This is a genomic window from Pseudarthrobacter sp. GQ63 (assembly GCF_059758765.1).
Genome location: NZ_JCAXEF010000003.1, coordinates 281,961 through 295,021, shown reverse-complemented (window position 1 = coordinate 295,021; position 13,061 = coordinate 281,961). Strand labels below are relative to the sequence as shown.

Sequence of the window (13,061 nt, the reverse complement as noted above, 5' to 3'; positions counted from 1 at the left end):
GTAACACGCGTGCTGAAACGATACAAACCCTAGTCCTCATCAAAGGAGATGACAGTGACCGCTGCTGCCCGAACATCGAACAACCCAGGTTCTTCACCCACCCATGGCGGGTCGGCCAGGAAATCCTTGGCCGCCGGCCTCGCCGCAGCAGCCCTGCTGGGTGGGGCCGGCGTGGCCGTTACCGCGCCGGCCGCCTACGCCGAACCCAGCAGTTACCGCTTCGACTTCGGGAACGGGCCTGTGGAGCACGGGTACACAGGAGTTGGCGCCACCGATGCCTACAGCCCCGAAACCCGCTATGGCTTCAACACCCCGGAGCACATGGCCAACGTTTCCGCCAAGGGCGCCGGAGCCGGAAGCGATGCCGTACGTTTCCTCCAGTTCGGGACCAAGAGCGCCAACACGTTCAACGTGGACCTGAAGGAAGGCCTTTACAAGGTCACCGTCACCCTAGGCGACACCTCCCGGGCCAGCATCGCGGCCGAAGGCGTGTTCCAGGAGATGAACCTGACCGGAAACGGCGCCACGGCCTCCTTTGAAATTCCTGTTACTGACGGCCAGCTGAACCTCCTGGTTACGGAGGGCAAGGTTGGCACGTCCTTTACCCTGAGCTCGCTGGAGGTCGACAAGGTCTCACGCCACCCGGAGATGGACCCCACCATCTGGGTGGGCGGGGACTCAACCGTGGCCAGCTACTATCCCCTGGAAAACAGCATCCAGGGAGGCTGGGGCCAGATGCTGCCCCAGTACGTTGACCCGGCGGCGTTCGACATCCGGAACATGGCCACCGGCGGACAGATTGCCCGCGGATTCCGCAATGACGGCCAGCTCGAAGCCATCCTCCAGTACATCAAGCCGGGCGACCTGTTCCTGCTGGAAATGGGCATCAACGACACGGCAGCCAAGAACGCCACCACCGAGGCGGAGTTCAAGGAGATCATGCGTGACATGGTCCGCCAGGTGGCTGCCACCGGTGCGACGCCGGTGCTGGTCACCCCGCAGGGCCGCGCCACGGACTTCGTGGACGGTGTGCACACCTCGGTCAACCGCTGGTACCGCAACTCAACGGTTGCCCTGGCGGAGGAGGAAGGCGTCCACCTGGTTGACCTGAACGTCCTGGCGTCCGCCTACTTCACCGAGATTGGCCCGGACGCCACCCTGGCACTGTTCATGACGGGAGACACGCTGCACCCCAACCGGGCCGGGGCCTCAGAACTGGCGCGGCTGGTGGCCGAGGACCTGTCCCGCCAGGGTCTCTAGAGCAAGGTTTCTATAGCAAGGTCCCTAGAGCAAAGTCCCTGAAGCAGGGCCTCCCGATCTGGGTTCCTGGACAAGGGCCTCCCGATCTGGGCCCCTGGATCCAGGGTTCCTAGATCCAGTCAGCGGAGAAATCCTGCGGCGGCCACCACCGGGTCCGCGCCCGGACGTGGAACCTGCGGCCGGTGACTTCCGTGGGATTGATCCGGATGAGGTGCTCCTTGAGGCCGGACTCCCACGGTTCACGATCCGGATCGGACAGTTCCAGGGGCACATTGCCGTCTGCCACGGGCTCGGGTATCCCTTTGACCACCACGCTCCACACTTCCGTGCTGTACGCGTTCAACCCGTCTGCCTCCAGGGCCACAAGGGTTCCTGCAAGCAGGGAGTACAGCTTGGTGCCGGGGGCGGTCCTGAAGAACAGGGCCCCTTCAGCGGGCACAAAGTTCACGGGGAAGATTTCCGGGGTGGTTCCGTTAATGACTGCCAGCCTGCCGATGTAGGAGGAACGCAGGTATTTCCAGCATTCCTCCTCGGGCAGGATTTCAGTTTTGGGTCCCGAGGGTGAGTTCTCCATGGCCCGAAGTCTAGGCCTCCGGGAACCGGCAGGAGTAGGGTCTTCCTTCCCGTGCGCTGAGGGCCACTCAGCCTGCCTGCCCGGGTGGACGGATGATCCGGCGCCGGGTGGCGGCCGCGATGGCAGCCGTCCTGTTGTCCACGCCAAGCTTCCCGTAGATGTGGACCAGGTGCGTCTTGACCGTGGCCTCCGAGATGAACACCTGTTTGGCGATGGCGCGGTTGGACAGCCCTGTGGCCAGGAGTTCCAGCAACTGGACCTCCCGCGGGGTGAGTGAGGTGCCCGGGTTGGTGATGCGGTTCATGAGCAGGGCGGCGGCCCGCGGTGCCAGGACAGTCTCCCCCGCCGCCGCAGCGAACACGGCCTGCCGGATCTGCTCCGGAGGGGCGTCCTTGAGCATGTAGCCGCTGGCGCCGGCCTCCACGGCAGAGAGGATATCGGCGTCGGTGTCGTAGGTGGTCAGGATGAGGACGGGCGGGGGCGCAGCGAGCTTCCGGATCGCGGCGGTGGCCGCCACCCCGTCCATGCCCGCACCCATCTGCAGGTCCATCAGCACCACATCCACGGCTTCGCCCAGGACCGCCAGGCGCGAGAGTTCCTTCAGGGCGGCTTTCCCGTCCGCAGCCTCCGCGGCGATGGTGATGCCGTCAAACTCGGTCAGCATGGCCCTCAGCCCGGCGCGGACCACCGGATGGTCGTCCACCAGCAGGACACGCACGTCAGTCACGGACGTCTCCCCCGGCATGATCGAGCGGCAGGCGGATGGCCACCACGGTTCCTTCGCCCTGGGCGGTCTCCAACTCCAGGGAACCGCTGAGGGCTTCTACCCTTTCCCGCAGCGAACGGAGGCCGAATCCGCCGCCGTCAGCGCCGCCGTCGTGCCCCTTACTGGCTGTTCCTGTCCCGGCGGTTCCTGCCCCAGCAGCCCCTGCCCCGGCGGTGAGGTCAGGGTCAAAGCCCACGCCGTCGTCGTAAATGTCCATGGTGACTTCCGTGCCAAGGAAGGTGAGCGTGACCACGGCGTTGCCGGCGTTGGCATGGTCGCGGACGTTGGCGAGGCTCGCCTGGGCCGCGCGGAGCAGCGCCACCTGGTGCGGTTGAGGCAGTTCGGCCGGCTCCCCGTCCACCTCCAGCCGGCAGCGGAGCGCGGCTCCCCCGGCCGCTGCGCTCCGTTCGGTCTCCTCACAGAGCCGGCGCAGGGCCTCCACCAGCGTTGTGTCGTGCAGCTGCGGGGAGGAGAGGCCGCGGACAAAGCTCCGGGCTTCGGCCAGGTTGCCTGCAGCCGTCTGCTGCATCAGCGCCACCCGCGACGCTGCGGTTACCGGATCCCCGTGGGCCAGCGACTGCTCCGCAGCCCGTGCAAGCAGCACGATGCTGGAGAGGCCCTGCGCCAGGGTGTCGTGGATTTCCCGGGCCAGCCGCTCCCGTTCCGCCAGCACCCCGGCCTCGTGCTGGGACGCCGCCAGTTCCTGGCGGGTGCGGCGCAGTTCATCCGCGGCCTGCCGCTGGTTCTCCGCCTCCCGGTACAGCGCAACGTACGCAAGGCCGGTGATGACGGCGAAGGCGGCGCCAAACAGCGGGCCGACGACGGCGGCCGCGTGCGGAACGGGGTCACCGCTGGCGGACCATTGGGAGGCGATGACCGCGGCGGTCATCAGTGCGATGGTCAGCAGCGCGGCCCGCCGCGGCAGCAGGTGCAGGTGGAGGAAGAACAGGGGGAACGCCAGCCAGGCAAAGTCGGCGCTCCCCACCAGCAGGAGGACCCAAAGCGCTGTCACGGCCACCAGCCACTGGAGGCCGTAGCGGCGGGGATTGAACCGGATCCGGCCCGCGGCATGGCGGTGTTCCAGGACGGTCCCGGTGAGGTACACCGCCGCCAGGACAAGCGCCAGGCCCGCCCACAGGAAAGGGAAGGAGTCCCGGGAGCCGGGTGCCAGCAGCCGGACCACGCCCACTACCAGCAGGGCTGCGAACCCGGTGTGGAGCGTCACCCTCAGCACCCGCAGGATCGCTTCCGAGGACGCCGATTCCACTGCGCTCAGGGGGTCCTTGGGTGCGTGGGCGCCGGGTCCGCCGGAAGAGTGCAGGGCAGGGGTGGCGGACATGCCACCAGCTTATGCGCGCCCGGCCGGCGGGGGGTCAATCAAAAGGTTGACCCCGGGTTCCACCTTTCATCCCTGGCAGATCAACTGCCCGCCCGATGGACCGCGGGCGGGCTGCCGGGACAGTGGATGGAGACCTTATCCACCGGAACCAACCGAGAGAAGAACAACGTGTTTCTGGCAATCCGCGACATCCGTTTCGCCAAGGGGAGGTTCGCCATGATGGGCGGCGTGGTGGCCCTGATCACCCTGCTCCTCGTGATGCTGTCCGGCCTGACCGCCGGGCTGGCTGAACAGTCAACCTCCGCGATCGGAAAGCTGGGGGCTGCCGCCGGCGCGCCCGTGGACACCGTGGTGTTCGGCGCACCCGGCTCCAACACCCCTAAAGCCTCCTTCACCGAAAGCTCCGTGACGGCCGCCCAGGCGGAGAGCTGGCGGAACCGGCCGGGTGTCCGCGCTGCCGAGCCGGTGGGGATCACCCAGACCCGGGCCCAGGGTGCGGGCGCCGGCTCGGGCACCACCAATGTGGCCGTGTTCGGGGTGGCGCCCGGCAGCGGGCTGGCGCCCGTGGACGTAGCCGCCGGCACCGCTGTGGTGGGCGCCTCCGTGGCCGAAGCCCTGTCCCTGGAGCAGGGCGACGCACTGAGCATCAGCGGGGTGGAACTTGCTGTGGCCGCGGTTGTTGAGGACCAGTGGTACGCCCATACAAGCGTCGTGTGGACGGCGCTTCCGTCCTGGTCCGGGCTGGCCCACGTGTCCGACGGCGGCCAGGTTGCCACTGTTATTGCCGTCACCTACCAGGACGGAACGGCATTGGACGAGGCTGCCGCGAATGCCGCGGCGAATACGGTCAGTGCCTCCCGGACGGAGTCCTTCCAGGCGCTGGGCTCGTTCAAGAGCGAGAACGGCTCGCTGACCCTGATGCAGGTCTTCCTCTACGGCATCTCATCCCTGGTGATCGTGGCGTTCCTGACCGTGTGGACCATCCAGCGGACCCGCGACATCGCCGTCCTGAAAGCCATGGGAGCGCCGGGGGCGTACATCCTGCGCGATGCCATCACGCAGGCGGCAATCGTCCTAGTGGCCGGCGCCGGCCTGGGCGGGGTTATCGGCGTCGCGGCCGGCCTGCTTGCCGCCCAGGCGGCCCCCTTCCTCCTCAGCCCTGCCACCACGCTGCTTCCCGTCGTCGGGATTGTTGCCCTGGGCCTGGCCGGGGCAGCGCTGGCTGTCCGCCGCGTCACCAAAGTCGACGCCCTGCTGGCCCTCGGCGGGAACTGACACCCCAACCTCCCCAAACTCCAATCCTGTGAAAGGGAACCCGATGCGTGCCTACTCCACCCCTGCTCCGCTGGAACTGCTCAACGTCACCCTCCAATACCCCGACGGCGGCGGCACCACCACCGCGCTGGACCGCGTCAGCCTGGCAGTCCCCGCCGGGCACGTGGTGTCACTCGTCGGACCGTCCGGCTCTGGGAAATCGAGCCTTCTTGCCGCAGCCGCCACCCTGGTCCGCCCCATCAGCGGGCAGGTGATCATCGACGGCACTCACACAACAGGCCTTCCGGACAGGGCCCTCACGGCCTTGCGGCGCAGCAAGGTGGGCATCATCTTCCAGCAGCCCAACCTGCTCCCGTCGCTCACGGCTGCCGAACAGCTCATCATCGGCGACCACCTCCGCGGAAAGCCCGTAAAAGCCGCCCGGAAGAAGGCCGCCGGACTCCTTGACGTCGTCGGCCTGTCCGCGAGCGCCGGGAAGCGCCCCCACCAGCTCTCCGGCGGGCAGAGGCAGCGGGTCAACATCGCCAGGGCACTGATGGGGAACCCGAAAGTCTTACTCGTGGACGAGCCGACGGCGGCACTGGACCATGAGCGCAGCGCTTCGATCATCCGGCTGCTGTGCCAGGTGACCTCCGAGTTCAACGTGGGCACGGTGCTGGTCACGCATGACACAGAGTTTGTTCCGCTGACCGATGCGGTGGCCACCATGCGGGACGGGGCGCTCACCGCCCCGGTGCTGACCGGCGTCTGAGGCACGGACGGCCCCGGCGGGATATCCGCCGGAGCCGTGTCCCGCCGCGGCCCTATCCCCCAAGGTGATGGATGGTGAAGGCCGCCAGAAAACCGACGGAGGCCGTAAGGCCCGTGAGGTTGTGGTGTTCCTCGAAGGCCTCAGGAATCATGGTGTCCGCCAGCATGGCCAGGATTCCTCCCGCTGCTATGGCGGTGATAAAGGCCACCACACTGCCTGGAGCGTTCTCCAGCGCCACATACCCGATCAGCGAGGCCACCCCGCAGAGCGGCGCGATGCCGCCCCACAAACCAAAAACATAGCGGGCACTCCTGCCGGCTTTCTTCATGCCGGCGGTTCCGGAGAGGCCCTCGGGGACGTTGGAGATGAAGACGGCGGCCATCATGGCCGGGCTGACGGCGCCACCTGCCAGCATTCCCACACCAAGGACCACGGACTCCGGCACGCCGTCCAGCAGCGCGCCCACGGCAATGGCACTGCCGCTGCCCGGGCTGTCGGCTTCGGAAGGCTGCTGGGTGCCGGAACGTTTGCGGTGCTTGGCGCCCGCCCGGGACAACATCATGTTTGTCCCCACATACACCACGGCACCTGCCAGGAACCCGGCCACGGTAGGCCACAGGCCGCCGCCCTCCACGGCCTCGCCCACCAGCTCGAAAGCCAGGGCGGAGATCAGCACACCCGCGCCGAAGGACATGATCGAGGAGACAAGCTTGCTCGGCAGGTTCCAGCGCCATGACAATGCCGCGCCGAGGACCAGGGCAGCTCCTGCCGCGGTGCCCCACCCTAAAGCCTGCAACCACAACGGCATGTGCACCGCTTCCCGGCTCCCCTGCGGAAGCCAACTGACCTGTTGCCGACCCCTGATTGCCCGGAGCCGGTGAGCGCTAAACAGCCAGAGTAGTGGAACTCCGCGCGGCGCCAGGAATTGATCTGATCTTGCGGCAAACCTTGCCGTCCGCTGAAGTTGCGGGTCCACGCTGGAGCCATGGACCAACCAGCTTGTGGGGAGCAGGAGACAATGGGAAATAGAACAGCTTTGGACGGGGAAGTCACCGCCGTGGACGGCGTGCTCACGGATCAGCATCCGCTCGACTTCTACACCCTGGGACTGGCCGGCTGCATCGACCGGCTCACGGGCCCCCTCCGCCACCGGGGAACCAGCGTCCGCTGGGACACTCCGCACTGGGGCATCGAGATCCCGAAGGACTGCGCGTCCCTTCTTTACCAGTCGGCACGCGAGGCCCTCAGCAACGTCTACAAGCATTCCGGGGCGTCGCACCTGACCGTCCAGCTCGCCGCTGTGGACCACGGCATCCGCCTGGCAGTGTCCGACGACGGCGCGGGCTTTGACAGCAAGCTCGCCACCGGCGGGCGCCACCACGGCTACGGCCTCCGGCTCATGTCGGTGGCCGTCCATGAGGCCGGCGGCACCGTGGATATCCGTTCCGCCCCCGGACAGGGCACCAGCGTGACGGTAACCCTGCCGCTGGACTAAGGCTCGGATGCCCGCCGTTGCTGGGACGGCGGGCATCCGTAAAACTAGCGGGTCAGCTTGGCCGTATCAGGCTCAAGGTCACCGATGTGGCCCGGCGCGTTGGCAGCCAGGACACGCTGGACGAAGGCGCAGTACTCGTCCATGTAGTGGCGCAGGAACTTGGCGGTGCCCTCATTCTTGACCTCGCCGTCGTCGCCGAACACTGCGGCGTCGTAATGGATATAGGCCTCCGGGGCATTCAACTGCGGCGCATCCAGGAAGCTCAGGACGCTCCGCATGGACGACTGCATGACCGCGGTCCCGATACTACCCACGGAAGCGCCGATGATTCCGGTGGGCTTGCGGGCGAAGGAGTTGCTTCCCCACGGCCGGGAGCCCCAGTCGATGGCGTTCTTGAGGGCCCCGGGAATCGAGCGGTTGTACTCCGGGGACACGAACAGGATGCCGTCCGACGCCTCGATGGCCTCCTTGAGGGCGCGTGCTGCGGGCGGGAAGTCAGAGTCGTAGTCGTAGCTGTACAGCGGAAGGTCCCTGATGGGGATCTCGGTGAACTCGAGGTCTTCCGGAGCAAGTTTGATCAATGCTTTGGAGAGGACCCTGTTGATGGAGCCGGTGGCCAGGCTGCCTACGAAGTATCCGATCTTAAACGGTGCCATGAGTGTTCCTTCCAACGGACGGTCAACACTGGCCGTCCATGTTCATCTGGAGCTGGTGCCGCCCGTCATGTTGAGGCTGCGGCCGGTGGTCACTGCACCCACCAGTCCAGCACAGTAGCCCCTGCAGTGCCAGAGGGTTTCGGGGTGGCGCAGGGCAGCTGGAAACCTTCCGAATCCCGGCCGGCCCTTGCGGTCATGCGCTGACTCGCCTATTTTGAAACGAATCAGAAACCGCTTTCCGGTGAGCCGCCTTGGCTTGCTGGCGGGGCCAGCTGCGCCCGGCGGACGTGAAGACAACAGGATTGGATCACATGACGGACAGCACCCCCATCAAGTGGATCGACGGCGGAGCACCGGCGGAAATCAGCGGCGGGACAACGTGGGGCATGCCCTTTGCGCGCGGTTCCGTGCCGGCGGCGGAGGCCCTCTCCGTCACGGATGCCGGCGGCAGCACCGTCGCCTCCCAGTCCTGGCCCCTGGCCACCTGGCCGGACGGCTCCCTCAAATGGGCGGGCATCGCACTCCCCGCCACCAGCTCGCCGTCGGAGGTTTACCACGTGGTGTCCGACGGCGGCGCGTCACCCCGCGACGCCAGCCATGCAACGTCGGGCGGTACCAGCGTCACCGTCACCGAAACCGACGCAGCCCTCACGGTGGACACCGGCGCCCTGCAGATGATGATCGAACGCGGCGGCTCCACCCTCTTCAGCAGCCTCACGCGCGGTGGCGTCGAGGTGGCCCGGGACGCGCGCCTGGTGAGCCTCCTGCAGGACGGCCTTGCTGATGACCAGGGCGGCGACGGCGCGGGAACCTTCACCCGGGACGCCTTCACCGGCGAGGTCACCGCCGTCGTGCTTGAACACCACGGACCTGTCCGCGCGGTGGTGCGGCTGGAAGGTCAGCACCGGCCGGATGCACAGGACAGTGGAATCAGCAGGGACAGCGGCAAGGAACGCTGGCTACCTTTCGTCGTGAGGTTCTATTTCCACGCCAATGCCCGCAGCGTCCGCATGGTGCACTCCTTCATCTGGGACGGCGACGCGGACCGGGACTTCCTCGCCGGGCTCGGCGTGCGCTTCACGGTTCCGCTGCAGGCAGAGCTGCACAACAGGCATATCCGGATGGCAGGGGCCGACGGCGGCTTCCTCACCGAGGCGGTCCGCGGCCTCACCGGCCTGCGCCGGGACCCCGGGGAGGACGTCCGCCGTGCCCAGGTGGAAGGCCGCGCCACGCCACCCCTGGCCGGCTGGAACCCGGAGGTGTCAGAACGGCTGCACCTGGTTCCGGCCTGGAGCGACTACACCCTCAGCCAGCTCAGCGCCGACGGCTTTGAACTGCGCAAGCGCACCTCCCCCGGCCGGGCCTGGGTGGGGATCTCCGGCGGAACCCGGTCTGCCGGCTTCTGCTCCCTGACCGATACCCGCGGCGGTTTCGGCGTGGGCGTCAAGGACTTCTGGCAGTCCCACCCCGGCCAGCTGGACATCCGCAATGCCGCTGCGGACAACGCCACCCTGACCGCGTGGCTGTATTCCCCCGAAGCCCAGCCCATGGACCTGCGGTTCTACCACGACGGCCTGGGCCAGGACACGTTCGAGGAACAGCTCGAAGGCCTCGAAATCACCTATGAGGACTACGAGCCGGGCTTCGGAAACGCGCACGGCATTGCCCGCACCCATGAGCTGACGCTGTTTGCCTACGACGGAACGCCGGCAACCGAGAGCCTCGCGGCCGACGCCGCTGCTGCCTCCGCCCCTGCCCTGCTGCAGGCCGCCCCGGAGTACCTGCACTCCGTGGGCGTATTCGGCGACTGGGATCCCGTGGACCGCAGCACCCCCGCCCGCGCTGAACTTGAGGACCATCTGGACTTCCTCTTCGATTTCTATGCCGGCCAGGTGGAGCAGCGGCGCTGGTACGGGTTCTGGAACTACGGCGACGTGATGCACACCTATGACCACGACCGGCACGTGTGGCGTTACGACGTGGGCGGTTATGCGTGGGACAACTCCGAGCTCTCCCCCGACCTCTGGCTCTGGTACTCCTACCTGCGCTCCGGCCGGGCGGACATCTTCCGGTTCGCGGAGGCCATGACCCGGCACACCGGCGAGGTGGACGTTTACCATGTGGGCCCGTGGCGCGGGCTCGGTTCGCGGCACAACGTCCAGCACTGGGGCTGCAGCGCCAAGCAGCTCCGCATCAGCACGCCCGCCTACCGCCGGTTCTACTACTACCTCACGGCGGATGAACGGACCGGGGACCTCCTGACCGAGCTGGTGGACAGCGACCAGAACTTCCTGGGCCTGGACCCCGTGCGCAAGGTCCGTCCCGACGCCGCCACCTACCGGCCCAACCGGGGCGCCCTGGGCGTGGGCCTGGGAACGGACTGGGGCTCGCTCGCCGCCACCTGGCTCACCGACTGGGAACGCACCGGAAATCCCCGCTCACGCGACCGGCTCCTGGGCACCATGGCGGACATCGGCGCCCTCAAGTACGGCTTCCTCACCGGCGAAGCGCTCTACGACCTGGACAAGGGGCGGTTCGACACCGGCCGGGAACTGATCCAGGTTTCGCACCTGAGCGCTGTGTTCGGGCTGGTGGAGATCTGCAGCGAACTGGTGGACCTGGTCCCGGACCCGGACTTCGAGCGCGCCTGGCTGCAGTACTGCCGGCTCTTCCTGGCCACCAAGGAGGAGCAGGTGGCGGCCGTGGGACAGCCGCTGGAGGGCATCTACCTCACCCAGGCGCACAGCCGGCTCACCGCCTACGCCGCCGCCCGGCTGGATGATCCGGACCTGGCCGCCCGCGCCTGGACGAGCTTCTCCGAGGGAGGCGAGCACCTCAACCACGAGTCGGCCTTCACGCTGCGGACGATCGAGCCGCCGCACGTGCTGCTGCCGGTGGATGAGGCCCCCACCGTGTCCACCAACGACGCCTCCCAGTTCGGGCTCGCCGCGATCCAGAACCTTGCGCTGATCGGCAACCACCTGCCGTAGTCCTGCGCGCTGGTGGCGGTGGTGCCTGCACCAGCCAGGTGCCGCCGTCGTCCGCTCCCCCTCCCATCCCAACTAAGTAGCAGCAGATGCTGTTATCAGCCCTCAAACCGACATCTGCTGCTACCTAGTTGGGGTGGTGGCGCGGGTCCGGGCGGAGCAAACTGAAACTACCGATGACCTCATTTTTCTCATCAGGTTCGGTCCAGTCGAAGGAGACATCATGAGCACCAAAGTGGAGAAGCGGATCGTGGTGGAGGTACCGGTCAGCGCGGCATACAGCCAGTGGACCCGCTTTGAGGAGTTCCCCCGTTTCATGAGCGGCGTGGAGAGTGTGACCCGGCTCGCTGGCGATCGCCTGAAGTGGGTGGCGCACATCGCCGGAGTCCACCGGCAGTGGGAGGCAAGGATCCTTGAGCAGGTCCGGGACCGCAAGGTTGCCTGGGCCTCCACCGAAGGCGCCACGAACTCCGGCAGCATCGAGTTCAGGGACCTCGGCGGCAGCAGGACCGAACTGGCGCTGACGCTGGAGTACCAGCCCGCCGGAGTGGTGGAGAAGGTGGGGAGCCTGCTCCACGTGGTGGGCCGGCAGGCTGAGCACGACCTGAAGAAATTCAAGGAGTACATCGAGCGCCAGCCGCGCACCACCACGGCTGGCGGTGTTTCCGGCGGTGAGGCTGCAGCATGGACTGTGAACAACGCTCCGGAAAGACGGCCCTACAACAGGTTCGAGCATCCATTCGACCAGACCGGCGGCCTGGTGGACCTGGAGGGCGAATCGGACGAAACTGCCGACGGCGAGAACTACAGTTCCGGTGAACGCAGGCGGCGCCGCCATGACGAGGGCAATGTCCCACCCTTCGGCGGCAGCCTGGGCCAGCACTGATTCCCCACTGCCCGACGGGACGCGAGAACCCGCGCTCTGGAATCCGGGGTGCCCAGCAGGTACATTGGTAAGCATGCTGATGATTTTTACTGAACATCGGCTTCCGGTAACAAAGCGAAGGAGACGTTATGAGCACGAAGGTGGAAAAACGCATTCTGGTGAACGTACCGGTAAGCACGGCTTACAACCAGTGGACGCAGTTCGAGGAGTTCCCGCACTTCATGGGCGGCGTCAAGAGCGTGACCCAGGTCAGCGACGACAGGCTGGAGTGGGTGGCTGAGATCGGCGGCATCCGCCGGCAGTGGGAAGCGAAGATCCTTGAGCAGGTCCCGGACCGGAAGGTCGCCTGGGCCGCCACGGACGGCGCCACGAACGCCGGTGCGGTTGAGTTCGAGGACGTGGGTGGCGGGCAGACTTCCCTTCGGCTGACGCTGGAGTACGAGCCCGAAGGAATTATCGAAAAGGTGGGCGACAAGCTCAACGTGGTTGACCGCCAGGCCGAGGCCGACCTGCAGCGGTTCAAGGAATTCATCGAGGATGAGGGTTACGCCAGCGGTGCCTGGCGCGGCCGCGTGAGCACGGGTGCACCGGCTGGCACGCCGGGCGTGGAGGATGCTGCCGGATCCCGGGGCGATTCCGGCAAGGCAGGCGTCTCCGGCAAGGTTGCCGCGGGCCTGGGCGTTGCCGCAGTTGCCGGCGCGGCAGCTGCTATGGCAGCAGGCGGCAACAAGGAGACAACTGCTGTTGCCGACGAAACGGTAACTCCAGCGACTCCCGGAGAGCCGGTCACCGTCACCCCGATTCCGACGGACACAACCACCACCACCACGGGCACGTCAGCGGGTACGACGGCGGCAGCCGGCTCCACCGGTTCGGTCGCCGATCTGGGCGATGACAGGATTGGGCACCAGTTCGACCAGACCAACGGCCTGGTGGACACGAGCGGCGAGTCGGACGAGACGGCCGAAGGCGAGAACCTGAGCGCCGCCGAGCGCGAAGGCGACGACCGCCGTCGGGATGGCGGCCTGCCGCCCATCGGCGGAAACCTCGGAACGCACTAACCGGGTCTAGC

The 13,061-nt window shown here is 67.2% G+C and carries 12 protein-coding genes; 7 read left to right on the top strand and 5 right to left on the bottom strand.

Annotation, left to right across the window (positions count from 1 at the left end; all coding sequences use genetic code 11):
- The first annotated feature begins 48 nt into the window (after window positions 1-48).
- A complete protein-coding gene (locus AC6CHP_RS08600) occupies window positions 49-1,260 on the top strand; it encodes a rhamnogalacturonan acetylesterase (RefSeq protein ID WP_498229178.1) in 1,212 nt (403 codons plus the stop codon).
- 109 nt (window positions 1,261-1,369) lie between these two features.
- Here AC6CHP_RS08600 and AC6CHP_RS08595 read toward each other — a convergent pair whose 3' ends face one another.
- From AC6CHP_RS08595 to AC6CHP_RS08585, 3 genes are all read right to left on the bottom strand, one after another.
- Window positions 1,370-1,834 (bottom strand): pyridoxamine 5'-phosphate oxidase family protein, encoded by a 465-nt coding sequence (locus AC6CHP_RS08595; RefSeq protein WP_498229176.1) that lies wholly within the window; start codon window positions 1,832-1,834, stop codon window positions 1,370-1,372.
- A gap of 67 nt (window positions 1,835-1,901) precedes the next feature.
- Entirely contained in the window at window positions 1,902-2,561 is a 660-nt protein-coding gene (locus tag AC6CHP_RS08590) for a response regulator (RefSeq protein ID WP_498229174.1), read from the bottom strand.
- Window positions 2,554-3,939: a sensor histidine kinase gene (locus tag AC6CHP_RS08585; protein WP_498229172.1), complete on the bottom strand. Its 1,386-nt coding sequence runs from the start codon at window positions 3,937-3,939 to the stop codon at window positions 2,554-2,556. Before AC6CHP_RS08585 ends, AC6CHP_RS08590 begins: the two co-directional genes overlap by 8 nt.
- Before the next feature lie 168 nt (window positions 3,940-4,107).
- Between AC6CHP_RS08585 and AC6CHP_RS08580 the strand changes: the two genes are divergently transcribed.
- Together AC6CHP_RS08580 and AC6CHP_RS08575 are read left to right on the top strand one after the other, a co-directional pair.
- Window positions 4,108-5,214: an ABC transporter permease gene (locus AC6CHP_RS08580; protein WP_498229170.1), complete on the top strand. Its 1,107-nt coding sequence runs from the start codon at window positions 4,108-4,110 to the stop codon at window positions 5,212-5,214.
- 43 nt (window positions 5,215-5,257) lie between these two features.
- On the top strand, window positions 5,258-5,965 hold the full coding sequence (locus AC6CHP_RS08575) for an ABC transporter ATP-binding protein (RefSeq protein ID WP_498229168.1): 708 nt from the start codon (window positions 5,258-5,260) through the stop codon (window positions 5,963-5,965).
- 52 nt (window positions 5,966-6,017) lie between these two features.
- Here AC6CHP_RS08575 and AC6CHP_RS08570 read toward each other — a convergent pair whose 3' ends face one another.
- Window positions 6,018-6,773: a ZIP family metal transporter gene (locus AC6CHP_RS08570; protein ID WP_498229166.1), complete on the bottom strand. Its 756-nt coding sequence runs from the start codon at window positions 6,771-6,773 to the stop codon at window positions 6,018-6,020.
- 210 nt (window positions 6,774-6,983) lie between these two features.
- On the opposite strand from AC6CHP_RS08570, the gene AC6CHP_RS08565 reads away from it, so the two are divergent.
- Window positions 6,984-7,460 carry a sensor histidine kinase gene (locus AC6CHP_RS08565; protein WP_377195814.1) on the top strand — a complete coding sequence of 159 codons (477 nt, stop codon included), beginning with the start codon at window positions 6,984-6,986 and terminating at the stop codon, window positions 7,458-7,460.
- 44 nt (window positions 7,461-7,504) lie between these two features.
- Here AC6CHP_RS08565 and AC6CHP_RS08560 read toward each other — a convergent pair whose 3' ends face one another.
- Window positions 7,505-8,116 (bottom strand): NADPH-dependent FMN reductase, encoded by a 612-nt coding sequence (locus AC6CHP_RS08560; RefSeq protein ID WP_104186405.1) that lies wholly within the window; start codon window positions 8,114-8,116, stop codon window positions 7,505-7,507.
- 311 nt (window positions 8,117-8,427) lie between these two features.
- Here AC6CHP_RS08560 and AC6CHP_RS08555 point away from each other — a divergent pair, with 311 nt between their 5' ends.
- The 3 genes from AC6CHP_RS08555 to AC6CHP_RS08545 all read left to right on the top strand — a co-directional run bounded on the left by AC6CHP_RS08555 (window position 8,428) and on the right by AC6CHP_RS08545 (window position 13,050).
- Window positions 8,428-11,106 carry an exo-rhamnogalacturonan lyase family protein gene (locus tag AC6CHP_RS08555; RefSeq protein ID WP_498229163.1) on the top strand — a complete coding sequence of 893 codons (2,679 nt, stop codon included), beginning with the start codon at window positions 8,428-8,430 and terminating at the stop codon, window positions 11,104-11,106.
- A gap of 220 nt (window positions 11,107-11,326) precedes the next feature.
- Complete coding sequence (locus tag AC6CHP_RS08550; RefSeq protein WP_498229161.1) at window positions 11,327-11,989, top strand: SRPBCC family protein; 663 nt, start codon at window positions 11,327-11,329, stop codon at window positions 11,987-11,989.
- Window positions 11,990-12,117: 128 nt separating this feature from the next.
- Complete coding sequence (locus AC6CHP_RS08545; RefSeq protein WP_427115971.1) at window positions 12,118-13,050, top strand: SRPBCC family protein; 933 nt, start codon at window positions 12,118-12,120, stop codon at window positions 13,048-13,050.
- Window positions 13,051-13,061: the final 11 nt, after the last annotated feature.